A 26,143-nucleotide genomic window follows, 5' to 3' on the forward strand; every position below is an offset into this window, starting at 1 on the left:
GCTTGTATTGTTTGATCGTCGGTCTGACGGTCCGATCCCAATCATCATTGGCTCTTACGCTCATGAACGCTCAGCGTTTTCTTTACGCCATCGATGGCATCAGCACGTTCTTCGGAAAGGCTGCGGCCTGGCTGATCATCGGGCTGATGGCACTGGTCTGCGCCGAGGTCTTCAAGCGCTATATCCTGAACATGCCAACGGCCTGGATCTTCGATGCATCCAACATGATGTACGGGACGCTGTTCATGTTGGGCGGCGCCTACACGCTGGCGCAGAACGGCCACGTGCGCGGTGACTTCCTCTACAGTTCCATGCCCCCGCGCCGGCAGGCTTCGCTCGATATCATACTGTACATCGTGTTCTTCCTGCCCGGCATTGCCGCGCTGGTTTACGCGGGCTGGGACTACGCCGTCGTTTCCTGGCGTATCGACGAGCATTCCAACGTCACCGCCGACGGTCCGCCGGTCTGGCAGTTCAAATTCATGATTCCGCTGGCCGGCGCGCTGTTGTTGTTGCAAGGCGCCGCCGAAATCGCGCGCTGTGTCATTTGCCTGAAAACCGGCGCGTGGCCGGAGCGCCTGAAGGACGTGTCCGAAATCGACGTCGTCGAGGAGCAGCTGGCGCACAGCGAGTATGTCGACGAGGACGCGCGCAAGCTTGCGATCGAGCATGCACAAAGTATTGAGGAAAGCGCGCGTCAGCGCGGCCTGGGCGGAGACGTGTTGAAATGAGCGATCCCGCACTCGGTCTGTTGATGCTCGGCCTGATCGTGGTCGTCATCATCATGGGCTTCCCGACGGCGTTCACGCTGATGGGCCTTGGCATGTTCTTCGGTCTGTTCGCCTATCACCGGGCGGGCGAATCGTGGGCCGACAACCACATCTTCGACCTGATGGTTCAGCGCACCTACGGCGCGATGACCAACGACGTCCTGATTTCCATCCCGCTGTTCGTGCTCATGGGTTACGTCATGGAACGCGGCGCGCTGGTGGACAAGATGTTCTACTCGATCCAGCTCGCGTTCCGGCGGGTGCCCGCCTCGCTTGCGGTGGCGACGCTGATCGTGTGCACGTTCTGGGGCATCGCCTCGGGTCTGGTCGGCGCGGTCGTTGTACTGATGGGCGTCATCGCCTTCAACCCGATGCTGAAGGCCGGCTATGACGTGAAGCTCGCATCCGGCGTCATCACCGCAGGCGGCACGCTCGGCATTCTGATCCCGCCCTCGGTGATGATCATCGTCTACGCAGCTGTCGCCGGACAGTCGGTGGTGAAGCTCTACGCCGCGACGATGTTTCCCGGCTTCTTCCTGGCGCTGCTGTATCTGATCTACATCGTCGGCTGGGCGCTGCTGAATCCGAAGATCGCGCCGAAGCTGCCGGAAAGCGAGACGCGCGTGCCGGTGCGGCCCTGGGTCAGCGCGCTGCAGAAATCCTATTCGGACAAGATGCTGCCGGCGCTGCTGACCGCCGCCGTGTCTCCGGCAAGGGCGCTGGCGATCACGGCCGACGGCGTCCGCGTTGGCTACGGTACGCTGATCAAGAGTCTTGGTATTGCGCTGGTGCCGGCGGCGCTGGCGCTGGCCACGCTGTGGGGCGTCTGGTGGTACGTCGTGATTCACCAGCAGCCCGATGCGCCGGCGCCTTCGGCCGCCATCAGTCAGCAGCTTGGCGCGCCGTCGGCGTCCTCCACGGCGGAGCCGGCGGAAGAAAAACTGCAGGAGCTCGGCGGCGCGTCGTCGGATGAGAAAAAAAGCGAGCCGGAAACCCTGCAGGAAATGGGCAGCGCCGAGTTGCGCGGCCAGGGCACGGCAGCACCGGCGGAAGCAGGGCCGCCGCCGCAGTTCTACACGTACTTCGCATTCACCTGCGCGATCTTCGGGCTGATCCTGTTCTACTACTACTGGACCATGGGCGCGGAGCAGTTCGAGGTGTTGCGGCTGCTGATTTCGTCGGTGATGCCGCTCGGCATCCTGACGGTGGTGGTGCTGGCCGTGATTTTGCTCGGCATCACGACGGCGACGGAATCCGCGGCGGTCGGTGCGGCGGGTGCATTCCTGCTCGCCTTCCAGGCGCGGACGCTCGACTGGAAGCGCACCAAGGAAGCGGTGTTTCTCACCGCGAAAACCACATCGATGGTGTGCTGGCTGTTCGTCGGCTCCGCGCTGTTTTCGGCGGTGTTCGCGATCCTCGGCGGACAGGCGCTGCTGGAAAGCTGGGTGCTGTCGCTCAACCTGACGCCGGTTCAGTTCATGATCCTGTCGCAGGTGATCATCTTCATCCTCGGCTGGCCGCTGGAATGGACCGAGATCATCGTGATCTTCGTGCCGATCTTCCTGCCGATGCTGAAGCACTTCGGCATTGATCCGATCCTGTGGGGCGTGCTGGTGTTCGTGAACCTTCAGGCCGCCTTCCTGTCGCCGCCGGTGGCGATGTCTGCGTATTACCTGAAGGGCGTGGCGCCCAAGCACGTCACGCTCAATCAGATTTTCGCGGGCATGATGCCCTACATGCTGATCGTGATCGTCTGCATGGTCCTGATGTACATGTGGCCCGGCATGACGTTGTGGCTGCCGAACTATCTGTACGGGAACTGACGCGAAAACGTGATCGGCCGGAGCTTTGCGCCGGCCGGTCCATCGTATGCGTTACTTGGATACCCGCGGGTTCTGCCGTAAGCTATCAGCATGAGCGATTTCAATTCCCTGTACTCGGTGCTGAAACAGACGGCCGATCCCAAGGTGGCGGACGCGATCCAGACATTGGTCGAAACCGGCGCCGATCATGAACTCAACCGGATCAACCTGATCGAGTTCGCCGCCAGAACAGGGCTTGGCGAAGAGAAGGTGATCTCGGGATTTCTTCACGCCTCGCGGCTCGGCATCTTCGATCTCACCTGGAACGTGCTGTGCCCCGGATGCAGCGGCGTCCTCGGCGCGCATGACACCCTGAAACAGCTTCAGCCCGAGGACTATCACTGCGGCCTCTGTGCAGCCGGTTATCAGGCCTCCATCGACGATCAGGTCGAAGTTGCCTTCACCGTCAGCCCGCGGGTGCGCCGGATCGCGGCGCACGATCCTCATACGCTGCCGAGCTGGGACTACTGGCGGCAGATCTTCTGGAGTTCGGGCATCGACATCAACGAGGATTCATTCTCGCGGTTGGTGAACGAAGCGACGCTGGAAGCGGTTGAACTTGCGACGGGCGAAAAAGTCGTGGTCTCGCTGCAGCTGCCGGCGCAGTTTGTGATCGTGTTCGAGCCCGTCACGCACTCCGCACTCTTTATCGACGTCAAGGGCGAGCCGACGAAAGACAAGCAGAATGCGTCGCTGGTGTTCGACGGTGTGCATTCTCCAACCGATACGATCGAGATGCGTCCCGGGCCGCTGCGGCTGGCGCTGGAGAACCAGTCCAAAAATCGTGTGCTGCCGTCGGTGTGGATCGCGGGCGATGCACTTCACGATTTGCTCGGCAAGCGCAAGCCGATTGTCACCGCGAAGCGGATTCTGGCGAACCAGACCTTCCGCGATGTTTACAAGGCGGACAATCTCAATCTCGATCAGCGCCTCAAGATCACATCACTGACGTTTCTGTTCACCGACCTCAAGGGCTCGACGGCGCTCTATGAGCGCGTCGGCGATCTCGCTGCGTTCGATCTGGTCCGCGCGCACTTCCGGGCGTTGCTGGAAATCATTGCGTCGGAAGCAGGTGCGGTGGTGAAGACCATCGGCGATGCGGTGATGGCGACATTCGTTCGCCCCGAGCAGGCGGTCGCTGCGGGTCTGCGGATGCGTGAGGCGATGGACGCCCTCAACGACCAGCGCGGGACAAAGGACCTGCTGGTCAAGATCGGAATCCATGAAGGCGCCTGTCTCGCGGTGATGCTGAACGACCGGCAGGACTACTTCGGCCAGACCGTGAATATCGCGGCGCGGGTGCAGGGGCAGGTCACGGAGCGGGCAATCAATGCCACCGGGCCGGTGGTCAAATCGCCCGCGGTCATGGAGCTGCTGGACAAGGCCGGGCTGAAGCCTGCGGAAAAGAGCGTCGAACTGCGCGGAATTTCCGACCGGGTGGTGATTTACGAGATTCCATGACGAGATTGTGTCGGAGTCCGTTGCACCCGCGACGGCTTCCGGGCGCACGGCAGGGTTGAAGGGGGCCGGAACCGGGGGCGAGATTGCCAGAGTTTCATTTTCAGGCCATAGAACCTGACGATCTTGTGCCTTAGACTTTTATTCGGGCATGACCGAGAACCGTATCGACCTCTCGGAAATCACGCCTCCGACCGAGTCCCGTTTTCGATTGCAGAGATTGATGCTCGATAGATTACGCCACTTCATCGCTGACGTTGTTTCCCCCGCAGGATCAGAAACGCGCACCTTCGCCGATGGTGACTACCGGCTGGCGGCCGCTGCACTTCTCATCCATGTGATTTCACTCGACGGCGAGCCGACCGAGGCCGAAAAGCGCAAACTGCACGCGCTGCTCGAATATCGTTTCGATCTTGACACCGGGACGGCCGCAAAACTGATTGCGGACGCGACGCTGGTCGAGGGCGAGGCGGTGGACCTCTATCGCTTCACCAGCGTGATCATGCGCTCGGTCAACGAGGAAGGCCGGCTTCGCATCATCGAGATGATGTGGGAGCTGGTGTTTGCCGACGGCCACGTCTCTGAGTTCGAGGACAATGTCGTCTGGCGCGCCGCGGACCTGCTCGGTATTTCCTCCCGCGATCGTCTCAATATCAAGCACCGTGTAGCCGATGGCCGGCTGACCCCGGACACCGCGTCATAGCACGTCATTTTTCTTCTTATTTTTCGCCGCTTCGTTTTCGTCAGACCCAAGACAACCGAATGCATCCATGACCAAACGTGTCACGCTGATCACGGGCGCCTCATCGGGCATCGGCGCCGAACTGGCGCGCATTTTCGCGCTGAACGGCGCCAACACGGTGCTGGTCGCGCGCCGCGAAGATCGCCTTAAACAGCTTGCCGACGAGATCGCCGCTGCCGGGCATCCGCGTCCGGCGATTCTGGCCTGCGATCTCAGCGCACCCGGCGCCTGCGACAAGATCGAAGCGTCGCTGAAGGTGATGGACGCCGAGGTCGATACGGTCGTCAACAACGCGGGCTACGGCCTGTTCGGCGAAGCCGTCGAACTCGACCGCGCGCAGCAGCTGGCGATGGTCGATCTGAATGTTTGCGTGCTGACCGATCTGACGCTGCGCTTCGCCGACAGCCTGGTGCGCCATCGCGGCGGCATCCTCAACGTCGCGTCGATTGCGTCGTTCCTGCCCGGTCCCCGGATGGCGGTCTACTACGCCACCAAGGCCTACGTGCTGTCGTTCACCGAAGCGATGCGGGGCGAACTGGGGCCGAAAGGCGTGCGGGTCACGGCCTTGTGTCCGGGCACCGTCCCGACCGAGTTTCAGGGCGTGGCGGGCTTCAAGCCAGGCCTGGATTCCGCGGTGCTGAATCTGTCGGCTGCGGCCGTGGCGCGGGCCGGCTATCGCGGGCTGATGTCGAACAAGCGGCTGGTGCTGCCCGGCGTGGGCGTGCGGATGATCCCGTTCATGTTGCGCTTTGCCCCGCGCAGCCTCGTGCTGGCGTCGGTCGCGCGGGTGCAGCAGAAGCGCTAGCGGCAGGGGCCCGACGTATGCTGTTTCAGGAGGGTCATCCTGAGATGCGAGCTCTTGCGAGCCTTGAAGGATGACCGACCGGAACATTGCCGTCGCCCTTCGAGGCCTCCGCTTCGCTACGGCACCTCAGGGTGACGGCGTCCAGTGAACGCCTGCATTTTCCCGCGCAGACCACGTCCGCGAAAATCCCGGCTCGACGCAGCCCCGGCAACACAATATTTTCGATTTGGGCGTTCAATGGAGAAGCTTGTTCTCCGCGAGGATTGAAGAAGGCGCGTCGATGCTGCGGCCTGATGGTGATCGACCAATCGGTTTCGGACCAACCACGTTTGGCCTGACGACATGCGGCCGATTTACCGCGCTCCCGGTGCTGATCATCCTGCATGGTCCGATGTCCACGCCCGGCCGGGTCGGCAACGCGCTGCGCGCCATGGGCCATCCCCTCGACGTCCGCCGCCCGGTGTTCGGCGATCCGCTGCCTGAAACGCTCGACCATTATGCCGGGGCGATCACCTTCGGCGGCCCGATGAGCGCCAACGACAATGAGGATTTCATCCGCCGCGAAATCGACTGGCTCGCTGTGCCGCTGAAGGAACAGCGGCCCTATCTCGGAATCTGCCTCGGGGCGCAAATGCTGGCCAAGCATCTAGGGGCGAAGGTCGCGCCCCATCCCGAAGGCCGCGCCGAGGTCGGTTACTATCCGATCCGGCCGACCGAGGCCGGCCGGAAGATCTGCTCGCACTGGCCCGATCATGTCTATCAATGGCACCGCGAGGGCTTTGAGCTTCCCGCAGGCACCGAGCAACTGGCCGAGGGTGACGATTTTCCGGTGCAGGCGTTCCGCACCGGGCGCTGCTTCGGCATCCAGTTTCATCCCGATGTGACCCACGCGATGCTGCACCGCTGGACCACGCGCGGGCATGAGCGCATGTCGCTGCCGGGCGCACGCACCCGTGCCGAGCATTTCACCGGGCGCATGGTCCATGATCTGGCGGAACGCGCTTGGCTGACAGCGTTCCTCGACGGTTGGCTGCATCGCCCGCCGCCTGCGCCGATTGCATCGCTCGCGGCGGAGTAGCGCTCTTTTTAAAGCATACTCGGCGTCGTCCCGGCGAAGGCCGGGACCCATCATCCCTGTCAACGTTGCATGGCAAAGAAGCCTTCAACCATCCTGCCTGATTGAGTGCCGGTGGTTATGGGTCCCGGCCTTCGCCGGGACGACCCGCAGAGAGATCGTGCTTAGTTGCTAGGGCACAGCCTTCGTCACAATGGCGATCTCCGACGTCAGCGTGCGGTGAACCGGACACTTGTCGGCGATTTCCATCAGCTTCGCGCGCTGCTCGGCATCGAGATCGCCTTCCATCGCAATGGTGCGCTCGATCCGGCTGATCATGCCTTCCTTGGTTTCGCACTCCTCGCAATCCTTGGCGTGGACTCGGCTGTGCTGCAGCGACACGGTGGTGCGCACCAGCGGAATGGATTTGCGCTCGGCATAGAGCCGCATCGTCATCGAGGTGCAGGCGCCAAGCGCGCCGAGCAGGAAATCGTAAGGTCCGGGTCCGGTATCGAGACCGCCGACTTCGAGCGGTTCGTCGGCAAGGACTCGGTGCTTGCCCGCGGCGATCATGTTCTGAAGCTTGCTCGCGCCGGTTTCGCTGACCACGACGATGCCTGCGGCAGGATTCGGTATCACCACGTCCGTTGCAGGCGCAGCATCGAGAAAACGCATCGCCCAGGCCGCGATCATGTCGGCGACATAGACCGCATCGCGCTTCTGCGTCAGCAGATGGTCCGCGCCGGTCAGCGAGATGAAACTCTTGGGATGTTTCGCCGCGACGAAAAGGCGGGTCGCGTTGTCGATGCCGACATAGTCATCGGTGGGCGAATGAAAGATCAGCAACGGCTTGTGAAGTTTCGCGACGGTGTCGGTCAGCCTGTGCTCGGCGATGTCGTCGAGAAACGCGCGCTTGATGCGGAACGGGCGGCCCGCCAGCGATACTTCGACCTCGCCCTGTTCGCGGATCGCCGGAATGGAATCCTTGAACAGATGCGTGACGTGGGACGGGTCCGAGGGCGCGGCGACGGTGGCGACGCATTTCGCTTCCGGGATCAGCGACGCCGCCGCGAGAATGGCCGCGCCGCCGAGGCTGTGACCGATCAGGATGGACGGCGCGCGCTGGGTTTTTCGCAGATGGTCCGCGGCCAGCACCAGATCGGCGATATTCGATGAAAACGTCGTATTGGCGAATTCGCCTTCGCTGGCGCCGATGCCGGTGAAATCGAACCGGAGCGTGGCGATGCCATGCTTTGCCAGCCCCTCGGCGATCCGCTTGGCGGCCAGCACATTCTGGCCGCAGGTGAAGCAATGCGCGAACAGGGCGTATGCGACCGGCGCGCCGTCCGGCAGATCCAATGAGGCAGCCAGCAATTGTCCGTCTGATCCGGGAAACTGAAATTTTTCGGTCGGCATGGTCGGCCCCCTCGGCGCGGTTGTTGCGCGGCTCCCGCCTGCGTATCAGAAGTTTAGCATCGTCATGGCCGGGCGTCGTCCCGGCCATCCACGTCTTGTCTAACGCAGCCGGGTGAAGACGTGGATGCCCGGGGCAAGCCCGGGCATGACGAAAAGCAGCGCGTTGCGCCAACAGCATGTCGCATTACGGAGGAGTGTTGGTGGAGCCAGGCGGGATCGAACCGCCGACCTCGTCATTGCGAACGACGCGCTCTCCCAGCTGAGCTATGGCCCCTTAATCGGCCGGCCAAACGGCGACGGCGGACAAGTGAGGCCATTTACAATCCCGATCATGGCCAAGTCAAGAACGCCAAAAATCAATGTTTTCGGCGCTTTTGGACCCGGAACCTCCCTTGTTTGCGCCGCCGCGAACCGGTATTGAGGCGGCAGTCCACGGAAGCGAGCCAGCACCCATGCGCGCCATTCTCGACATCATCAACATCGTTCTGGATCTGTATGTCTGGCTGCTGATCGCCTCGGCGATCCTGTCCTGGCTGATCGCTTTCAACGTCGTGAACACCCGCAACGGGTTCGTCGCGTCGGTGGCCGAGTTCCTCTACAAGATCACCGAGCCCGTGCTGCGGCCGATCCGGAACATCATGCCGAATTTCGGCGGCCTCGATATTTCGCCGATCATCGTCATCCTCATCATCATGTTCGTCCAGCGCGTGATTGCCTACTACATCTATCCGAACGTGATCTGACCGCGAGGCCGCCCCGTTCCTTGACTCGCATGAGCTGTCCTTGAGTCTTCCTTGGCGCTTTTCCACTCAAGGCATCAGCGTCGCATTGCGCGTCACTCCGCGCGGCGGACTTGACGCGATCGACGGCATTGAAACCCTGGCCAACGGCCGCAGCGTCGTGAAAGTCCGGGTCCGCGCCATCGCCGAGGGCGGCGAAGCCAATCGCGCGGTGACCGAACTGCTCGCCAAGGCGCTTCATGTGCCGAAAAGCCATGTGCGGGTGCTGTCCGGTGTGACCTCGCGGCTGAAGCAGGTCGCGGTGGATGGCGATCCCAAGACATTGGGCGATGCCTTGCACGCCCTGACCAAGACAACAGGCTCCTGACGAAAGAAACCGGATGTCAGCCAAGATCATCGATGGAAAAATCATTGCCGCCGATCTGCGCGCGCGCGTCGCGGATGAAGTGACCCGCGTGAAGCGCGATCACGGACTGACGCCGGGTCTGGCGGTGGTTCTGGTGGGCAACGATCCCGCCTCCGAGGTCTATGTCCGCAACAAAGCGAAGCAGACCGAAGCCGCCGACATGGCGTCGTTCGAGCATAAGCTGCCAGCCGACACGCCGCAGAAGGATCTGCTGGCGCTGATTGCGAAGCTGAATGACGACGCCAGCGTGCACGGCATTCTTGTGCAGTTGCCGCTGCCGAAGGGGCTCGACACGCAAACCGTCATCAACGCCATCGATCCGGCGAAGGATGTCGATGGTTTGCATCCGGTCAATGCCGGCCGGCTCGCCAACGGTCTGCCCGCGCTGACGCCGTGCACGCCGCTCGGCTGCATCATCCTCGCCAAGACGGTTCACGCCTCGCTGGAAGGCATGAACGCGGTGATCATCGGTCGCTCGAATCTGGTGGGCCGCCCGCTGGTGCAGTTGCTGCTCAACGAAAACGCCACGGTGACCATTGCGCATTCGCGCACGCGCGATCTTGCAGCCATCTGCAAGAATGCCGATCTGCTGCTCGCCGCTGTCGGCAAGCCGGAAATGGTGAAGGCGTCATGGATCAAGCCCGGCGCAACCGTGATCGATGTCGGCATCAATCGTAGTCCGGGCGCGGACGGCAAAAACAAGCTGGTCGGCGATGTCGCCTATCAGGAAGCGCTCGGCGTGGCCGGCGCTATCACGCCGGTGCCCGGCGGTGTCGGTCAGATGACGGTGGCGTGTCTCCTGGTGAACACGCTACGCGCGGCGAGCGCGATCAGGGGACTAAAGGCACCGGCGGTTTAGCGCGCGTCGTCATCCTGAGGTGCGAGCCATCTTCGGCGAGCCTCGAAGGATGACAATTGTTGTGGCCCATCCTTCGAGACGCCGCGCAGGTGCGCGGCTCCTCAGGATGACGACGATCTCTTTATGCCAAGAAAAAGTTTTCACGTCGTCCCGGCGAAGGCCGGGACCCATACTCCCTGTCGTTGTTTCTAGAAATCGTTGCCGGCATTCGGCTTCAGCGGAGATGCCGGTGATTATGGGTCCCGGTCTTCGCCGGACGACCAGTAGATTACTGTGCGCCCGCCGTATTCTGCACCAGCCGCCGATAGAACCGGATCATGTCGGCATAATTCTCCACGCCGAGGCGCTCGTTGGTGCCGTGAAAGCGCGTGAGATCTTCAGCATTGGCGCGCACCGGCGAGAAGCGGAAGATGTTGTCGGTGACGCCGGCGAAGTGCCGCGAATCGGTGGCTGCGACCATCAGGCCCGGCGCCACGACGACGTCGGGGAAAATCTCGCGGATGGTGCGGTTCAGCGCGCGATAGGACGCACTCGCCGTCGAGGTGACGGGTGGCGGCTCGGTGTTGCCCGTGCGCGGCGCGATCGTGATCCTGTCGCTGGCCGTTGCGCGCTTGACGTGATCGATGATGCTGGTCTCGGTCTCGCCGGGCAGCAGCCGGAAGTTCACGGTGGCGTCGACCTTGCCCGGCAGCACGTTATCCTGATTGCCGGCATTGAAGATCGTCAGCGCCGTGGTGGTGCGGATCATCGCGTCGGTGGTCGCGCCTTTCTCCAGCTCACGTTGCAGCACCGGCTTGAGCAGCCACAGGTTCGACAACACGACGCGGTTGGGCATGTATCTCGGGCGCAAGCGTGTCGAACATCTCGCGCACGGTACCGCGGATCTCCGCCGGAAACCGCTGGTCCTCGAGCCGCGCCAGCGCCGCGCTCATCATGCCGATGGCGGACTGGCGCGGCGGCATCGACGAATGGCCGGGCGTCGCCGCCAGGTTCAGCGTCAGCGTGACATAGCCTTTCTCGGCGACGCCGATCAGCGCGATCGGCTTGTCGATGCCCTTCATGATGCCGTCGGTAATCAGCAGTCCTTCGTCGAGCACGAAATCGAGCTTGATGCCGCGCGACGCAAGCAGCGCCGCGATCTGTTTCGCGCCGCGCTGGCCCGAAACCTCTTCGTCCTGTCCGAACGCGAAATAGATCGTGCGCTTGGGACGGAAACCTTCCTTGATCAGCTGCTCGGCAGCTTCGAGAATCGCGAACAGGTTGCCCTTGTCGTCCCACGAGCCGCGGCCCCAGATGAAGCCGTCACGGACCACGCCGTCGAACGGCGGCACCTGCCAGTTGCCTTCGGTGCCGGGCGCGATGGGCACCACGTCCTGATGCGCCAGAAGTGCGATCGGCGCAGCCTTCGGATCGGAGCCTTCCCACGCATAGAGCAGGCCGAGGTTGCCGACGACCTCAAGCTTGGTCGCGGCATGGAAAGCCGGATAGCTCGCCTGCATGAAGGCCTGCATGCCGCGGAAGGCATCGGCGTTTTGTTCGGGATCGAGGAAATTCGAGATGGTCCTGAAGCGGATGGCTTCCGCGAGCCGCTTCGACGCCGCGTCGGTATCGACACCGGCGCGCGGCGCGGCCGCGACGTCGATCTGGCGGGATGTGCGCATCAGCGCATTGACGCCGAGCACACCGGCGAGAACGACGACCGCAGCGATCAGGAGCAGGGCGAGGTTGCGGAGGATTCTGATTATGCGGCGCATCGTTTGAATCCTTCCGCGGCCTCAAAATGGCGCCTACTTTTTCTTGGCGCGCTCGATGCCTTCGAGGATCAGCTTGCGCGCGTCCTCCGCATCGCCCCAGCGCAGCACCTTCACCCACTTGGTGGGTTCGAGATCCTTGTAGTGCTCGAAGAAGTGCTGGATCTGCTGCAGCGTGATCTCGGGCAGATCGCTGTAGTTGTGCACCTTGTCGTAGCGCTGCGTCAGCTTCGAGGTCGGCACCGCAATGATCTTCTCGTCGCCGCCGGCTTCGTCTTCCATGAACAGCACGCCGACCGGGCGCACGGCGATCACCGCACCCGGCACGATGGCGCGGGTGTTGGCGACCAGCACGTCGCACGGATCGCCGTCGTCGGAGAGGGTGTGCGGAATGAAGCCGTAATTTCCGGGATAACGCATCGCCGTATAGAGGAAGCGGTCGACCACCAGCGTGCCGGCTTCCTTGTCCATCTCGTACTTGATCGGCTCGCCGCCGACCGGCACTTCGATGATGACGTTCACTTCATGGGGCGGGTTTTTACCGATGGAAATCGCGTCGATACGCATAACGGGCCTGTGTCTGTTCGAGCAAATGCGCGGACTGGTTAGCGAATCCGGACGCGTGCCGAAAGCCGAAAAAGCGGTCCAAAGGTATCAGGAGACTGAGGAACAGGCTTAGGCCGTCCAGGCGAAGGCGACCTTGTCGAGCGACTTGCCGCCGAATCGCTCCGAGGACCGCGCGACCATACGGCCGCCGAGGGTGCGGTAGAACTCGACCGCAGGCTCGTTGTCCGACAGCGCCCAGATCACCATGCTCTTCAGCCCGCTCTGGATCAGATCGCGCTTGGCGGCGGTGAACAGGCGGCGGCCGAAGCCGAGGCCCTGAAACTCCGGACGCAGGTAAAGTTCGTAGATTTCGCCTTCGAAATGCAGGCTGCGGGCGCGGTTGCGGCCGTAATTGGCATAGCCGGCGACCTTGTCGCCGAAGCACAAGACGCTGACGCGGCTGCCTTTTCGGATCGCGCTATCCCACCACTGCGGGCCGCGGCGGTTGATCAGCTTTTCGAGTTCAGCGCCCGGGATGATTCCCTGGTAGGCGGAGCGCCACGCTTCGTCGTGCGTCGCAGCGACTGCTGACGCATCGGAGGCCTTGGCTGGCCGGACCTCGATAAGGATCGTGCTCATGGTGCAATCAAAGCAACTCGCAGCCCCGCCTTCAAGGTCCATCGTTAATTATCAGTTAATATGTGGGTTTTTTGCATCAGGTGAATGGCGACCTGTACCGAAAGAGGACAGGCGTGCGCGGTATAATGCTTGGCTTGGCCGCGAGCGGCAGGCAATGATCGCCGCAGATGACAAAAAACGCATTGTTCAAGGTGGCCGCCCTGCTGCTTGCGGTTGGTCTTTCGTCGCAGACACCCGCGTGGGGCGAGAATCGGTTCGGCTCGCAGGGTCCTGAGGGATCGCCGAATCGGCGGCAGGACTGGCTGGTGCCGACGCAGGACCAGATCACACCTTCGCGAGCGGTGCTGTTTCGCCCGCCAGGCAAGGGCCCGTTCCGCCTCGCCGTGATTGCGCATGCCTCGACGCAGAACCGGCTGGCGCGGGCACAGATGCCGCAGCCGGAATACGCAGCCCTCGCTTCGGTGCTGGTGGCGCGCGGGTTCGCCGTGCTGGTGCCGCAGCGGCTCGGCCACGGCAAAACCGGCGGACCTTACCTTGAGGATCAGGAAGGCTGTGACAACGCCGAGTATGCGATGTCGGCGCGAAGCACAGCAGAGGCGATCACCACGGCGCTGACGTTCATGCGCACGCAGTCCTTCGTGCGCAAGGATGCGTCCGTGATCGTCGGACACTCGGCGGGCGGCTGGGGCGCGCTCGCGCTCACTGACCGCAGCCCGAAAGACATTTCCGCGATTGTCGTGTTCGCGCCGGGACGTGGCGGCCGCGCCGACGACCGCGCGAGCAACATCTGCGCGCCGGAAAAGCTCATCGCAGCTGCGACCGAATTCGGCGAGGACGCGCGCGTCCCGGTGACGTGGCTGGTGGCGGAGAACGATTCGTACTTTCCGCCGGAGTTCTCAAAGCGGATGGCCGACGCCTTCATTGAGGCCGGTGACGACAAGGTCGATTTCAAGGTGCTGCCGGCATTCGGCAATGAGGGGCACTGGCTGGCGGAAGCGGGGGACGCGGGTGCGATGATGGAGCAGATCATCGCGAACACGGCGGGACTGACGGTGCAGGTGCCTGTGGCGCAGGGCGCTGCGGTGAAGGGCAAGAAGTGACTGGATTGCTTCGTCGCTACGCTCCTCGCAATGACGAGGCGCTTTCTGCCGTCATTGCGAGCCAACAGGCCGGCGCAAGCGCCGCCCGATCACAGGCTCCGCGAAGCAACATTTTCTAAGAACCCGCGATATCGATTGGCCCGACCCCGCCTACCACTTCCCCCGCCGCCCTTACACCCGTTTCCTGCGCGCCGTGGGCGGTGGAGAAGAAGTTCGGCGAGGTCGCTTCACCGGCAAAGAACACCCTGTCATCGATGGGTGCTGCGAGAATTGTGCGATCATCGGCATGGCCGGGCAGCGCGTGCGAGTACGATCCCAGCGCGAACGGATCGTGCGCCCAGCGCGATTCGCCGATGGGCTTGAGCTTCCTGCGATAATCCGAGCCGAGCAGCGCCACCAGTTCATCGATGGCCTGCGCCGCCAGCGCGCCTTCGCCCACATCCTCAAGCTCGCGTGCGAACGCGCCGCCGAAAAATCCCGAAATGCACGGCTGGCCCATCGGCCGCAGGTGATAGCTACCGGTGCCGATGCGATCGGTGGTGCCGTAAAAATGCCCGTCGCTCGGCAGTGACGCCGGCTCGTCCAGCGCCAGCATCACCTTGTCGGCGAGCCCGAGCGGCAGCCCGGCTGCGGCGGCGACCTTGTCCGGAAGTGCCGGATGGAAACGAATCGACTGGTTGGCGATCAGGTTGGTCGGCGCGGTGACGATGACCTGGCGCGCGGTGAGTGTGCCGCGCGAGGTTTCGATCCGGATGCGCGCGCCGGAATGATCGATCAGCGTGACCTTGGTGTTGAGCGCCACCGGACACGGCGCACCATAGGCGGCGATCAGCGCGCCGTAACCGCGCCGCACGCGCCAGTTCACGCCGGTGTCTTCATAGGCGTCCATGTCCCAGGTCGACACACGATCCAGTTCGACGCCGTTGATGTAGGTGCTGATGGTCTCGATTGCGGCGTTCCAGCGGTTGCCGGGCTCGAGCCATTGCCGTGCCGGCGTGTCGTCGGCGAGTTCGGCGGCTTCCGTCACGCGCGTGTCGAACGCATCCATCGCGATCAGAAACGCGTCGCGTTGCTCCGGCGGGAAGCCGATGTTGAGGCTTTGCTCGCGCCAGCGCGGGCGGGTCTCGTTGATTTCCAATCCCAGCTCACGCGCGATCGGCACGAACGAATTCCGGTCCGCCGAATGCAGCCATTCGCAGCCGACATCGAACACGACATCGTTGGGAAGAAGCAGGGTGTGACCGCGTCCGCCGATGCGGTCGCGCGCCTCGAGGATGAGAACGGAGAGCTTTGTGGTTTCAAGCGCCCGCGCCGCGGCGAGGCCGGCCGCGCCGGCGCCGATAATCGCCACATCGATTTCTGAAGGGAGAGTCATGAGTGATGGTCGATTCTCTGAGACGTCATGATGGCGTCGCTGTTCGGAGAGTTGGTGTCGCCTGTATCACTCACGCTTTGTAACCGAACTATAAGACGACAATGCCCGGCACAAGGCCGGGCATGTCAATCAAATGTGTGTTTTCGGCGGAGGGCTCAGCCGACCAGCGCGACCTTGCTCTTCTCGGCGCGCTTGCGCTCGTTGGCATCGAGATGCCGCTTGCGCAGGCGGATCGACTTCGGCGTGATTTCCACCAGCTCGTCGTCCTCGATATAGGCCAGCGCCTTTTCCAGCGTCATGCGGATCGGCGGGGTCAGGCGCACCGCTTCGTCCTTCGAGGTGGTGCGGATGTTGGTGAGCTGCTTGCCCTTGAGCACGTTGATCTCGAGATCGTTCTCACGGGTGTGCTCGCCGACGATCATGCCCTTGTAGACCTTCCAGCCCGGCTCGATCATCATCGGGCCGCGGTCTTCCAGCTTGAACATGGCGTAGGCAACCGCTTCGCCCTGTTCGTTGGAAATCAGCACGCCATTGCGGCGGCCCTGGATTTCACCCTTGTACGGCAGGTAGTCGTGGAACAGGCGGTTCATGATCGCCGTGCCGCGCGTGTCGGTCATCAGTTCACCCTGATAGCCGATCAGGCCGCGGGTCGGCGCGTAGAACACCAGACGCAGGCGGTTGCCGCCGGATGGGCGCATCTCGATCATCTCGGCCTTGCGCTCGCTCATCTTCTGCACGACCACGCCGGAGAATTCCTCGTCGACGTCGATCACGACTTCCTCGACCGGCTCCAGAATCTTGCCGTCGTCATCCTTGGTCAGAACGACGCGCGGACGCGACACGGAGAGTTCGAAACCCTCGCGGCGCATGTTCTCGATCAGGATCGCGAGCTGCAATTCGCCGCGGCCCGAGACTTCCATCGCGTCCTTGTCGGCGGCCTCAATCACGCGCAGCGCGACGTTGCCTTCGGCTTCGCGCAGCAGGCGGTCGCGAATCAGACGGCTGGTGACCTTGTCGCCTTCGGTGCCGGCCAGCGGCGAGTTGTTGACGATGAACGACATCGACACGGTCGGCGGATCGATCGGCTGCGCCTGGATCGGCGTCTCGACGGTGGGATCGCAGAAGGTGTCGGCGACAGTGCCCTTGGTGAGACCTGCGATGGCGACGATGTCGCCGGCTTCGGCCAGTTCGACCGGCTGGCGCTCGAGGCCGCGGAACGCGAGAATCTTGGTGATGCGGCCGGTCTCGACCGTCTTGCCGTCGCGCGACAGCACCTTCACCGACTGGTTCGGCTTCACCGAACCGGACGAGATGCGGCCGGTGATGATGCGGCCGAGATAGGGGTTGGCTTCGAGGATGGTGCCGAGCAGGCGGAACGGACCTTCTTCCACCACCGGCGGCGCGACATGCTTGATGACGAGATCGAACAGCGGCTTCATGCCGTTGCCGTTGTCCTCAGGCGACGTGCCCATCCAGCCGTTCTTGCCGGAGCCGTAGAGAATCGGGAAATCGAGCTGGTCGTCGGTGGCGTCGAGTGCCGCGAACAGGTCGAACACCTCGTTGACGACTTCGGTGACGCGCGCGTCGGGGCGGTCCACCTTGTTGATCGCGACGATCGGCTTGAGGCCGAGCTTGAGCGCCTTGCCGACCACGAACTTGGTCTGCGGCATCGGGCCTTCGGCAGCGTCGACGAGAACGATCACGCCATCGACCATCGACAGGATGCGCTCGACCTCACCGCCGAAATCGGCGTGGCCCGGCGTGTCGACGATGTTGATGCGGGTGTCGTCCCACTCGACCGAGGTGCACTTGGCCAGAATGGTGATGCCGCGCTCGCGCTCGATATCGTTGGAGTCCATCGCGCGCTCGACCTGCCGCTGGTTGTCGCGGTAGGTGCCGGATTGCTGGAGCAGCTTGTCGACGAGCGTGGTCTTGCCATGGTCGACGTGAGCGATGATGGCGATGTTTCGCAAATTCATGTTCGTTTTCGTTCTGGCCGCTGTTAGCGCGGTCCGCAAAAGGGGGTCTGTCAGAGACCAGCCCAAAAAAAATCCGGCCCGGTCCACAATGAACCGGGCACACTTGACTTCTTGCGGCGCAATATAGTCGGGATTTCGCGAAAAACAATGCGATTCTGGGGGGTCAGAAGGGCCTATTTCGGCCTTCCGGAGGCCGATTTCGCGTCACTTTCCGGCGCTGGGTACACCCCGCGCAGCACCTCGTCGAAATGGGCTTTGACGGCCTCGTTGCAGAGGCAGGCCCGGGCCGCCAACGCGTCCGGGTTGCGGACCAGGATGGCCCCGCGGCGGGTTTCCAGAATGCCCTCCGTCTTGAAGGTCTGGATGACGCGGCTGGTGTAGCTTCGGCCGACGCCCAGCATGGTCGAGAGCTGTTCGTGGGTGAGGGGAACGAGGTCTTCGCCGGTCCGCTCCCGCGCCGACAGAATCCACTTCGCCGTGCGTTGCTCGATCGAATGGATCGCATTGCAGGCGGTCGACTGAAAAACCTGCGCCAGCATGCAATCGGCATAGCGCGCGAAAAGATAACGCAGCGTTGGCGATTGAGCCTTTGCGGCATCGAGCTTTGCGACGCGCAGCCGCACAAAGGGGCCGGCGACCTTGACCGTGATGCGCGTGTAGGCTGGCAGGTAGCCCAGGCTGACGATGCCGCCCACCGCACCCTCGCGTCCGACCAGAATGGTTTCGACATCGCGGCCGTCTTCGTTCGCCACCAGAAACGACACGAGGCTCGGCCCGCACGGAAAATGCACGATCTGGACGTCGTCGCCGGGATTGTAGAGCAACTCGTCCGCCTTGGCGTCTGCGGCCTCCAGAAATGGTTCGAGCAGGGCAAAATCCGCAGCGTTCAACCGGCGGAGCAGATTGTTGAAAGGGCGGTCGTCGCTCACCGTCGCCGGTTGTCGTGTCATGGGTCTCCCCGTTGCCGAAGCGTCAACATAGCGCAGGTTCCGGAGTTCCTTTGTTCACAAGTGCACAGACGCGGCGGCCCGTTTTATGATCGGTTCCATCCGGGAACCGGTATCGCGGCTTTCAGCGCGACGCCGGGGTCTCAGCGGCTTTTCTCGACACCGTTTTGGAACGTCATCATGCAACCCATCGACCCTAACGGGCCGGCGGCTCACAACCCTGCCGACCTGCCCAGCGACGTCCTCGTCGTCGAGGACGATACGCTGATCGCCATGGATGCCACCGAAACAATCGGCAGTTTCGGCGTGGGGTCGGTGCGAACCGCCCGCGATGTTGCCACGGCCCTTCAACTGATCGCCGAGCGCGCACCGGACTTCGTGCTGCTGGATGTCGGATTGATCAGGGAGAAAAGCTTCGCTGTCGCCGAGCAACTCGAGCGCCAGAAAATTCCGTTTGTATTCGTCACGGGATATTCCGGATCGGTGGGAGTTCCCGCTGCGTTTGCGCATTATCCGGTACTGCGCAAACCATATTTGCGCGACGAACTGTTGGAGACTTTGCGGAAGTGGCGCGATCAGGGCTGAGCGCGCGCTCAGGCCACGTGGCTGCGCGGTGTCCGCGCCGCGTTCGACGACATGTCGAGCAGGAAGGCCTTGCGATCCGCCACCGCGTTGTGGAACTGCTCGAGCGCGATGCTGAACGCGGTGAGCGAGCCTTCCTCGATCGCCCCATCCTCGAAGCAGTGCAGCGTCTCGCGCATGATCTCGTCGGCTTCCGCCTGCATGGCGTCCAGTTCGTCGATCGAGTCGGATTTCCGTGAGGCGGTCAGCATTTCCAGCAGGCGTTCGCGCAGGCCCGAGTTGGTGACGCGCTCGTCCTTGCGCCAATAGCTTGCGAACCATGCGCCCGCTGAACCGAGCGCAGACAGCGCCATCAGGCTGCCCCAGATGTAATCGCTGTACTTGTCGAGGAAGCTTTTCTCTTCGCCGTCGACATAGGCGGCGGCGCCGGGATGCGCCGGAATGGCGGCGTCCTTGTCGGTGTCCGGTGTTTCCAGTTTGGCCGTGAGCGGGAATTCGCTCTGGATGGTCTGACGGATAGCAAACAGCTGACGGGTCAGCGCGCCGACCGTGATCTCGGACAGCGATTTGCGCGCCACGATGTGATGCGCGAACGAGATCGTGTCGATCTTCTCGCTCGGCCGTCCGACGCCGAACGAGCCGGCGGGAATTTCCCCGGATTCATAGACCGGGAATTTCTGCGCCACGGCGTCCGCGCCGTCGAGCGACAGGAACACCGGCTGCTTGCCGTCGCGCGAGGTCGCGGCGATTGCATCGGTGGTGATCCTGCTGGTCAACGGACCGACCGCGAGCATCGCGTCGATCTTTTCCTTCTTGAGCTGCTCGGGGAAGCCGGTGGTGGTGAACTGAACCACGTGAACGCTTTCGGGCTTCACGCCGGCCTGCGTCAGGATGACCTTCAGCAGATTGACGTTGGCCTGGGTGCGTCCGATGACGCCGACGCGCTTGCCGGCGAGTTGTTCGATGGTGGTGATGCCGCCCTTGCGTTTGCCGCCGGTGGCCCACAGCACCGCGTAATTCTTGCGGATGCTGGCGATCGCCTGCGCATCCTTCGGCAGTTCGACGTCACCGCGGATCACGGCAAGATCGGTGGTGCCGGCGTTGAGGCTTGCCGCGCTTGAACCGGTGCCGTCGGTCACGATGGGGCGCAGCCGCACATGCCTGCGGTCCCGTGAGAAGATCTGCGCCACCGACTGGATGACCTTGACGTCGTCACTGTAGGGAGGGCCGACCGCGATCCGCAGATGAACCGGACGATTCATCCAGTAGGTCGCGCCGCCGACGGCGGCCACGGTCGCCAGCACGGCGGCGACCACGACCAGCATGGCCTTCATCCGGTGCGGCTTCGGCGTGCCCGGCGGCCGGGGAGCCTCCGAGGCCATCGATCTGGTAAACATGTCGCGAATGCCCATGGGTTACCGCGCCTCCCGGCGTTCGCCCATATCATACCAGATCATTCGCATACCCGCTGGTTCCAAACTCGGCCATGGTTAGCGGCCCGAGAGCGGCTTTTCCGTGACCGGGCCGGCCCATTACGATGGGTATTTGTTTGGGACGCAAGCAGCGGGGCTGTAAAGTTCGGGTGATCGAGGAGAGCGCTATGGTGGAACGGCTATCGGCGGAAGCGCGGCGCACGGCGCTGGTGAAGCTCAAGGGCTGGTCGGAGGTGTCCGGCCGCGATGCCATCACGCGGACTTTCACCTTCCGGGATTTCAACGAGGCGTTCGGCTTCATGACCCGCGCGGCGCTGGTGGCCGAGAAGAGCGATCATCATCCGGAATGGCGCAATGTCTACAAGACCGTGGAGGTGGTGCTCGCCACCCACGACGCGGACGGAGTGACCGCGCGCGACATCGCTCTGGCGGAAGCGATGAACAAGATCGCGGGGGGATGATCGACGGGCGCTCCTCGCATTCACGTCTTGTGGCGGGGTGTGCGATCCCTATGTGAGGGAAGCGGGTTGCAATCGGCAGCCTTCGAGGGAATTTGAACATGACCTCCGACAACACGGCGCACTTCGAGCGGGCGGAAAAGCTCGCGAAGGATCCCGAGCGCGTGCGCCGGAATTTCTGGCTGAAGTTCAAGCGCCTCGCGATCAGTCTGCCCTTTGCCGAGGAACTGCTCGCCGCGTATTACTGCGCGTTCGACCGCGAGACGCCGCGCCATGTGCAGGCGGCTTTGCTCGGCGCGCTGGCGTATTTCGTGCTGCCGTTCGACTTCATGCCGGACATGCTGCCGGTGCTCGGCTTCACCGATGACGCCGCAGTGCTGGCGACCGCGATCAGGATGGTGGCGAGCCACATCACGCCGGAGCATCGCGCGGCCGCGCATGCGGCGATGACGCGCGGGCTGGATGAGACCAGTGGTTGAGATGTGAAGCGCCCGTCATCCTGAGGTGTGAGCCGTCTTCGGCGAACCTCGAAGGATGGCGGGCTTTCTCAGGTCATCCTTCGAGGCGCGCAAGCAAGAGCGCGCACCTCAGGATGACGACAGTGGATGAGATCACCTCATCACGGATGCAAAATCACCTTGCCCATGGCCTGACGCGCGGCGAGCACCTTGAGTGCGTCGGCGGTCTTCTCCAGCGGGAAGGTGCGATCGACGTGGGATGAAATTTTTCCCTCGGCGGCCCACTTCATCAGCTTTTCGAGCGCGGCGCGGCCGAGCTTCGGTTCGCGCTTCATGTGCGCGCCCCAGAACACGCCGCGAATGTCGCAACCCTTGAGCAGTGCGAGATTGAGCGGAATCTTCGGAATGTCACCGGCGGCAAAACCGATCACGAGGAAGCGGCCCTTCCATCCGAGCGAGCGCACGCCGATTTCAGCATAAGTGCCGCCGACCGGATCGAACACGATGTCGATGCCCTTTTCGCCGCCGGCCTTCTTGAGCGCTTCCTTCAGGTCTTCCTTGGCGTAGTTGATGGTCAGATCCGCGCCGTGCTTCTTGGCGAATTCAAGCTTCTCGTCCGACGACGCGCAGGCGATCACCTTCAGGCCCAGCACCTTGCCGAGCTCGCAGGCCGCAAGGCCGACGCCGCCCGCAGCGCCGAACACCGCAAGCGTTTCGCCGGGCTTCGGATCGGCGCGATCTTCCAGCGCATGCAGCGCCGTGCCGTAAATCACGATGACGCCGGCAGCGCGGTCGAAATCAAGATTGTCCGGGATCTTCACGGCCTGCGATGCAGGGATTGCGATCTTCTGCCGTGCGCCGTTGTAACCGCACGATGCCGCGACACGATCGCCCGGCTTCAGATCGGTAACGCCTTCGCCGACGCTCTCGACCACGCCTGCGATTTCAGCAGCGGGAGAAAACGGAAACGGCGGCTTGATCTGGTACTTGCCCTGGATCATCAGCAGGTCGAAGAAATTCAGTGCGGCGGCCTTGATCGCGATCACGGCTTCGCCGGGTCCTGCAACGGGATCGGGAATATCGCTCAGCACGAGATCATCGGGGCCGCAGTATTCCGAACAGAGAATGGCTTTCATCGAGACACCTGAAGAGTTCATGAGGAGCGGGACACAGGCGGACTTCTTGCCGGATTTGACGCGGCCCTACAATCTGAATCACGGACTGGCGCGATGACGCTTGCGGGATGTAACTATGTTTGAAACACTGCGCTTTCGGAAAGACACCTGCGCGGTCTGCCGCTGTCCCGGCTGTGGCTTAGATACTCCCGGACGGATGCGGCAAAGCGCAGCGGCCTTGAAGGTGTTTCGGGTTAACTTTCCAACAAGCGGTTTGGGGTCTATTGCACGTCCCCGCGGAAGTGCGAGCCATCTTGCAGTCACAATATTGAAGGAACCAGTTTTGGTGATGTCCTTGCAACGAGCGATGGTAATTCTGGTGGCGGCGTTGCCGGTCTACGGCTTTGCAAATGCGGCGTCCGCCCAAACACCGCAACCCAAGTCTTCTCAGACCACGCCCGCCGCCAAGCCCGCGCCGAAAGCCGCGCCCGCCAAACCCGCAGCGAAGGGTGCAGCGCCAGCGAAACCGGCCGCGCCTGCGGCCGCAGGCAATGCCGAGCCATCGCTGGTCGGCCAGTTCGGTACCTGGGGCGCCTACACCGCGACACCGAACGGCAAGAAGGTCTGCTTCGCGCTCGCCAAGCCTGCCTCGTCGAAAACCAATCCACCGAACCGCCCGCGCGATCCGTCCTATGCATTCATTTCGACGCGGCCCGCCGAGAAGGTGTCGAACGAAGTCTCGATCATGATCGGCTACACGCTGAAGCCGGGCTCCGAAGGCTCGCTCGAAGTCGGCGGCACGCGCTTTGCGATGTACTCGCAGGGCGACGGGCTCTGGATCAAGAATGCCGCCGAGGAAGACCGGCTGGTGGACGCGCTGCGCAAGGGCGCGGATGCAACCGTGAAGGGCGTTTCCGCCAAGGGCACCGAAACCACCGATACCTTCCCGCTCAAGGGGCTGGCCCAGGCGCTGGACAAGCTGGCCCAGGAGTGCCGGCGTTAGCCGAAAGACGGTCGCAATTGCCCGGTATTGGCTCTATATAGCGGGTTACGGGACCTAAAGGTTCCGTCACGCTCGGCCTTGTGCCGCCGCAATCCCCGAGACCCATACCGATATGACTATGACCGAAGCGTCCGGCGTCCTCGAAAAGACAGCCATTGAGACCTACGTGCCGCCGGCCAAGCCGTCGCTGGTCGGGCTGTCGCGCGAGGAACTCGCCGAGCGCCTCGGCGAGATCGGCGTGGCCGAGAGGCAGCGCAAGATGCGCGTGCAGCAGCTCTGGCACTGGATGTATGTGCGCGGCGCGCAGACGTTCGCCGACATGACCAACGTGTCAAAGGATATGCGGGCTGAGCTCGAGCAACATTTCACCGTGGACCGGCCCGAAGTCGTCGCCGAGCAGATTTCCAACGACGGCACCCGCAAGTGGCTGCTGCGGCTGCCGGGCGATTCCGCCGGTCGCGCGCACGAGGTCGAGTGCGTCTACATTCCCGAAACCGATCGCGGCACGCTGTGCGTGTCATCGCAGGTCGGCTGCACACTGAACTGTTCGTTCTGCCACACCGGCACCCAGCGTCTGGTGCGCAATCTCACCGCGGGCGAAATCGCAGGCCAGGTGATGGTGGCGCGCGATCGTCTGGGCGACTGGATCGACCGCGAGACGCCGAACGGCAACCGCCTCGTCACCAATGTGGTGATGATGGGCATGGGCGAGCCGCTGTACAATTTCGACGCGGTACGCGATGCGCTGCTGATCGTGTCGGACAATGAAGGCATCGGCATTTCCCGCCGCCGCATCACGCTCTCCACCTCAGGCGTGGTGCCGAACATCGCGCGTACCGGCGACGAGATTGGTGTCATGCTGGCGATCTCGCTGCATGCGGTGCGCGACGAGCTGCGCAACGAGCTGGTGCCGCTGAACAAGAAGTATCCGATCAAGGAATTGCTCGACGCCTGCCGCGCCTATCCCGGCTCGTCCAACTCGCGCCGCATCACCTTCGAATACGTGATGCTGAAGGGCGTCAACGATTCGCTTGATGACGCGAAGCTGCTGGTGAAGCTGCTCAAGGGCATTCCGGCCAAGATCAATCTCATTCCGTTCAATCCATGGCCCGGCACCAAGTACGAGTGCTCGGACTGGGACCAGATCGAGAAGTTTTCCGAGTATGTCTTCAACGCGGGCTATTCGTCGCCGGTGCGCACCCCGCGCGGCCGCGACATTCTTGCCGCCTGCGGACAGCTAAAGTCGGAAACCGAGAAACTGTCCGCGCGCGAACGCCAGGCGCTGCGCGCCATGGCAATGACGGATTGAGGTGTTCAGCCGTCGCCCTTCGAGGCCGCCGCTTTGCGGCGGCAGCTCAGGGTGACGCAACAGAGAGTGAAGCGTCATCCTGAGGCGCGAGCCGTCTTCGGCGAACCTCGAAGGATGACAGACCAACGGAATATTCCCCCATGGCTGTGATCGGACGTCTGTTCGCGATTTTCTTCGGATTTCTCGTTGCGTGTATCGTCGCGAGCGTGGTCGTGCTGTACGCGATCTTCTTCCCGGAAATGAATGACGTGTCGTTCGATGTCGATCAGGGCGCGATCAACCTCATCCTCGGATTCGGCTTCATCCTCGTCAGCGGCTTCGCGCTGATGCCGGCGCTGGTCATCGCGCTCGTCACCGAGGCATTTTCGATCCGCCACATCCTCGCCTATGCCGTCGCGGGCGGCTTCGCGGGACTGTGCTGCTATCTCGGTTTCATCCCGTTCGACACCGTGAACATGACCTTCAACGGCATCGTGCGGCGGCATCTCGAAGTGATGGTCGGCGCGGGGATTCTCGGAGGCGTGATCTACTGGATGATCGCTGGCCGCAATGCCGGCGCGTGGCGCTCGCCGTCGCCGAACGCATCGTCGGCGCCGCCGCCGATGCCGCGCTAAGAAGTTACTTCTTCGCCCAGCGCAGCGCCTGTTCGAGACGGTCGTTGCCCCAGAACAGTTCGCCGTCCGCGGTGGTGAAGGTCGGCGCGCCGAAGAAGCCGCGTTTGGCGGCGTCGGCGGTCACGTCGCGCAGCCCCGTCTTGATGTCGTCGGCCTGCGCGCTGGCGAAGGTCGCGTCCACCGGCACCTTCAGCTTGGTCAGAATGTCCGCGATCACGGTGGATTCCGAAATGACCCGGTTCTCGGCATATTCGGCATGGAACACGGCGCGGCTGAAATCCTCACCCCAGCTGTCCTTCAATCCGACCAGCGCGACGCGGCTTGCCAGCACGCCCGATTGCGGAAACGCATCCGGCCACCGGAAGCCGACGCCGATCTCGTCGGCGGTCCGTTGCACGTCGCGGATCATGTGCTGGCCCTTCACCGGAAACAGGTTGAACGGCGAATCCTTCATGCCTTGGGATGCGAAAATCGGCCCGAGCAGAAACGGCCGCCACCGCACCGAGACACCGGCGGCGTCGGCCAGCGGCGCGATCCGCATGGAAGCCAGAAACGAATACACCGAGGCAAAATCGAACCAGAAATCCAGAACGGGTTTGGGCATGAGGCGTGCGGCGCTCCCGGAGTTTCCGAGCTTGTTTATAATACCTTAGCACAGGTCGGGCGGATTGCCGGAGGGCCGTTCGGGGCCACTTTTATTCCCCTGCCGCCTCGGCTACACA

26 protein-coding genes, 1 tRNA gene and 1 pseudogene are annotated in these 26,143 nt (G+C 63.0%); 16 read left to right on the plus strand and 12 right to left on the minus strand.

Going from position 1 to position 26,143, the window contains the following annotated elements; genetic code table 11:
* The first annotated feature begins 62 nt into the window (after positions 1 to 62).
* The 5 genes from HNQ36_RS09970 (at position 63) to HNQ36_RS09990 (ending at position 5,637) form a co-directional block, all read left to right on the plus strand.
* Entirely contained in the window at positions 63 to 731 is a 669-nt protein-coding gene (locus HNQ36_RS09970; protein ID WP_046828205.1) for a TRAP transporter small permease subunit, read from the plus strand.
* Positions 728 to 2,593: a TRAP transporter large permease gene (locus HNQ36_RS09975; protein ID WP_184084312.1), complete on the plus strand. Its 1,866-nt coding sequence runs from the start codon at positions 728 to 730 to the stop codon at positions 2,591 to 2,593. Before HNQ36_RS09970 ends, HNQ36_RS09975 begins: the two co-directional genes overlap by 4 nt.
* A 90-nt stretch (positions 2,594 to 2,683) precedes the next feature.
* Positions 2,684 to 4,093: an adenylate/guanylate cyclase domain-containing protein gene (locus HNQ36_RS09980; RefSeq protein ID WP_184084314.1), complete on the plus strand. Its 1,410-nt coding sequence runs from the start codon at positions 2,684 to 2,686 to the stop codon at positions 4,091 to 4,093.
* Positions 4,094 to 4,313: 220 nt separating this feature from the next.
* Positions 4,314 to 4,793, plus strand: coding sequence for a tellurite resistance TerB family protein (locus tag HNQ36_RS09985; protein WP_184084316.1), 480 nt, complete (start codon positions 4,314 to 4,316; stop codon positions 4,791 to 4,793).
* 67 nt (positions 4,794 to 4,860) lie between these two features.
* Positions 4,861 to 5,637 carry an SDR family NAD(P)-dependent oxidoreductase gene (locus HNQ36_RS09990; RefSeq protein WP_184084318.1) on the plus strand — a complete coding sequence of 259 codons (777 nt, stop codon included), beginning with the start codon at positions 4,861 to 4,863 and terminating at the stop codon, positions 5,635 to 5,637.
* A gap of 34 nt (positions 5,638 to 5,671) precedes the next feature.
* Here HNQ36_RS09990 and HNQ36_RS25940 read toward each other — a convergent pair whose 3' ends face one another.
* Positions 5,672 to 6,022, minus strand: a complete 351-nt coding sequence (locus tag HNQ36_RS25940; RefSeq protein ID WP_210312040.1) for a hypothetical protein — start codon at positions 6,020 to 6,022, stop codon at positions 5,672 to 5,674.
* Here HNQ36_RS25940 and HNQ36_RS09995 point away from each other — a divergent pair.
* Positions 5,918 to 6,715 carry a glutamine amidotransferase gene (locus tag HNQ36_RS09995; RefSeq protein ID WP_184084320.1) on the plus strand — a complete coding sequence of 266 codons (798 nt, stop codon included), beginning with the start codon at positions 5,918 to 5,920 and terminating at the stop codon, positions 6,713 to 6,715. The two genes, HNQ36_RS25940 and HNQ36_RS09995, sit on opposite strands and share 105 nt — an antisense overlap.
* 168 nt (positions 6,716 to 6,883) lie before the next feature.
* On the opposite strand, the gene HNQ36_RS10000 is transcribed toward HNQ36_RS09995, so the two are convergent.
* Complete coding sequence (locus tag HNQ36_RS10000) at positions 6,884 to 8,107, minus strand: bifunctional alpha/beta hydrolase/OsmC family protein (RefSeq protein WP_184084322.1); 1,224 nt, start codon at positions 8,105 to 8,107, stop codon at positions 6,884 to 6,886.
* A 198-nt stretch (positions 8,108 to 8,305) separates the two neighbouring features.
* Positions 8,306 to 8,381 (minus strand) — tRNA-Ala (locus HNQ36_RS10005).
* A gap of 178 nt (positions 8,382 to 8,559) precedes the next feature.
* Between HNQ36_RS10005 and HNQ36_RS10010 the strand changes: the two genes are divergently transcribed.
* From HNQ36_RS10010 to folD, 3 genes are read left to right on the plus strand one after another with little or no spacing between them, the layout of a single operon-like run.
* On the plus strand, positions 8,560 to 8,850 hold the full coding sequence (locus tag HNQ36_RS10010) for a YggT family protein (protein WP_046828210.1): 291 nt from the start codon (positions 8,560 to 8,562) through the stop codon (positions 8,848 to 8,850).
* 40 nt (positions 8,851 to 8,890) lie between these two features.
* A complete protein-coding gene (locus HNQ36_RS10015) occupies positions 8,891 to 9,214 on the plus strand; it encodes a DUF167 domain-containing protein (protein ID WP_184084324.1) in 324 nt (107 codons plus the stop codon).
* A 13-nt stretch (positions 9,215 to 9,227) separates the two neighbouring features.
* Positions 9,228 to 10,112, plus strand: coding sequence for a bifunctional methylenetetrahydrofolate dehydrogenase/methenyltetrahydrofolate cyclohydrolase FolD (gene folD / locus HNQ36_RS10020; RefSeq protein ID WP_184084326.1), 885 nt, complete (start codon positions 9,228 to 9,230; stop codon positions 10,110 to 10,112).
* 268 nt (positions 10,113 to 10,380) lie between these two features.
* Here the strand turns inward: folD and HNQ36_RS10025 are convergent.
* The 3 genes and pseudogenes from HNQ36_RS10025 to HNQ36_RS10035 form a co-directional block, all read right to left on the minus strand.
* A pseudogene (locus HNQ36_RS10025) lies at positions 10,381 to 11,866 on the minus strand (M20 family peptidase).
* A gap of 33 nt (positions 11,867 to 11,899) precedes the next feature.
* Positions 11,900 to 12,430: an inorganic diphosphatase gene (gene ppa, locus HNQ36_RS10030; RefSeq protein WP_184084328.1), complete on the minus strand. Its 531-nt coding sequence runs from the start codon at positions 12,428 to 12,430 to the stop codon at positions 11,900 to 11,902.
* Between the two features lie 108 nt (positions 12,431 to 12,538).
* Positions 12,539 to 13,048, minus strand: coding sequence for a GNAT family N-acetyltransferase (locus HNQ36_RS10035; protein WP_046828215.1), 510 nt, complete (start codon positions 13,046 to 13,048; stop codon positions 12,539 to 12,541).
* A gap of 167 nt (positions 13,049 to 13,215) precedes the next feature.
* On the opposite strand from HNQ36_RS10035, the gene HNQ36_RS10040 reads away from it, so the two are divergent.
* Positions 13,216 to 14,148 carry an alpha/beta hydrolase family protein gene (locus HNQ36_RS10040; protein ID WP_184084330.1) on the plus strand — a complete coding sequence of 311 codons (933 nt, stop codon included), beginning with the start codon at positions 13,216 to 13,218 and terminating at the stop codon, positions 14,146 to 14,148.
* A gap of 115 nt (positions 14,149 to 14,263) precedes the next feature.
* Here HNQ36_RS10040 and HNQ36_RS10045 read toward each other — a convergent pair whose 3' ends face one another.
* The 3 genes from HNQ36_RS10045 to HNQ36_RS10055 form a co-directional block, all read right to left on the minus strand.
* On the minus strand, positions 14,264 to 15,523 hold the full coding sequence (locus HNQ36_RS10045; RefSeq protein ID WP_184084332.1) for a flavin monoamine oxidase family protein: 1,260 nt from the start codon (positions 15,521 to 15,523) through the stop codon (positions 14,264 to 14,266).
* A gap of 155 nt (positions 15,524 to 15,678) precedes the next feature.
* Positions 15,679 to 17,502 (minus strand): translational GTPase TypA, encoded by a 1,824-nt coding sequence (gene typA / locus HNQ36_RS10050; RefSeq protein ID WP_046828219.1) that lies wholly within the window; start codon positions 17,500 to 17,502, stop codon positions 15,679 to 15,681.
* 173 nt (positions 17,503 to 17,675) lie between these two features.
* Positions 17,676 to 18,452 carry a Crp/Fnr family transcriptional regulator gene (locus HNQ36_RS10055; protein ID WP_184084334.1) on the minus strand — a complete coding sequence of 259 codons (777 nt, stop codon included), beginning with the start codon at positions 18,450 to 18,452 and terminating at the stop codon, positions 17,676 to 17,678.
* 177 nt (positions 18,453 to 18,629) lie between these two features.
* On the opposite strand from HNQ36_RS10055, the gene HNQ36_RS10060 reads away from it, so the two are divergent.
* Positions 18,630 to 19,034, plus strand: a complete 405-nt coding sequence (locus tag HNQ36_RS10060) for a response regulator (RefSeq protein ID WP_184084336.1) — start codon at positions 18,630 to 18,632, stop codon at positions 19,032 to 19,034.
* Between the two features lie 8 nt (positions 19,035 to 19,042).
* Here the strand turns inward: HNQ36_RS10060 and HNQ36_RS10065 are convergent, their stop codons facing one another.
* On the minus strand, positions 19,043 to 20,443 hold the full coding sequence (locus HNQ36_RS10065; RefSeq protein WP_184084338.1) for a TAXI family TRAP transporter solute-binding subunit: 1,401 nt from the start codon (positions 20,441 to 20,443) through the stop codon (positions 19,043 to 19,045).
* A 188-nt stretch (positions 20,444 to 20,631) separates the two neighbouring features.
* Between HNQ36_RS10065 and HNQ36_RS10070 the strand changes: the two genes are divergently transcribed.
* A complete protein-coding gene (locus HNQ36_RS10070) occupies positions 20,632 to 20,925 on the plus strand; it encodes a 4a-hydroxytetrahydrobiopterin dehydratase (protein WP_184084340.1) in 294 nt (97 codons plus the stop codon).
* A gap of 98 nt (positions 20,926 to 21,023) precedes the next feature.
* Positions 21,024 to 21,401 (plus strand): YkvA family protein, encoded by a 378-nt coding sequence (locus HNQ36_RS10075; protein ID WP_184084342.1) that lies wholly within the window; start codon positions 21,024 to 21,026, stop codon positions 21,399 to 21,401.
* A gap of 140 nt (positions 21,402 to 21,541) precedes the next feature.
* Here the strand turns inward: HNQ36_RS10075 and HNQ36_RS10080 are convergent, their stop codons facing one another.
* Positions 21,542 to 22,516 (minus strand): NADPH:quinone oxidoreductase family protein, encoded by a 975-nt coding sequence (locus HNQ36_RS10080; protein ID WP_184084344.1) that lies wholly within the window; start codon positions 22,514 to 22,516, stop codon positions 21,542 to 21,544.
* Between the two features lie 346 nt (positions 22,517 to 22,862).
* On the opposite strand from HNQ36_RS10080, the gene HNQ36_RS10085 reads away from it, so the two are divergent.
* From HNQ36_RS10085 to HNQ36_RS10095, 3 genes are all read left to right on the plus strand, one after another.
* Complete coding sequence (locus tag HNQ36_RS10085; protein ID WP_184085905.1) at positions 22,863 to 23,498, plus strand: invasion associated locus B family protein; 636 nt, start codon at positions 22,863 to 22,865, stop codon at positions 23,496 to 23,498.
* A 112-nt stretch (positions 23,499 to 23,610) separates the two neighbouring features.
* Positions 23,611 to 24,807, plus strand: a complete 1,197-nt coding sequence (gene rlmN / locus HNQ36_RS10090) for a dual-specificity RNA methyltransferase RlmN (RefSeq protein ID WP_184084346.1) — start codon at positions 23,611 to 23,613, stop codon at positions 24,805 to 24,807.
* Between the two features lie 140 nt (positions 24,808 to 24,947).
* A complete protein-coding gene (locus tag HNQ36_RS10095) occupies positions 24,948 to 25,421 on the plus strand; it encodes a hypothetical protein (protein WP_184084348.1) in 474 nt (157 codons plus the stop codon).
* A 4-nt stretch (positions 25,422 to 25,425) separates the two neighbouring features.
* Here HNQ36_RS10095 and HNQ36_RS10100 read toward each other — a convergent pair whose 3' ends face one another.
* On the minus strand, positions 25,426 to 26,025 hold the full coding sequence (locus HNQ36_RS10100; protein ID WP_184084350.1) for a 2-hydroxychromene-2-carboxylate isomerase: 600 nt from the start codon (positions 26,023 to 26,025) through the stop codon (positions 25,426 to 25,428).
* Positions 26,026 to 26,143: the final 118 nt, after the last annotated feature.

The organism is Afipia massiliensis, assembly GCF_014203115.1.
GTDB classification, from domain to species: domain Bacteria; phylum Pseudomonadota; class Alphaproteobacteria; order Rhizobiales; family Xanthobacteraceae; genus Afipia; species Afipia massiliensis.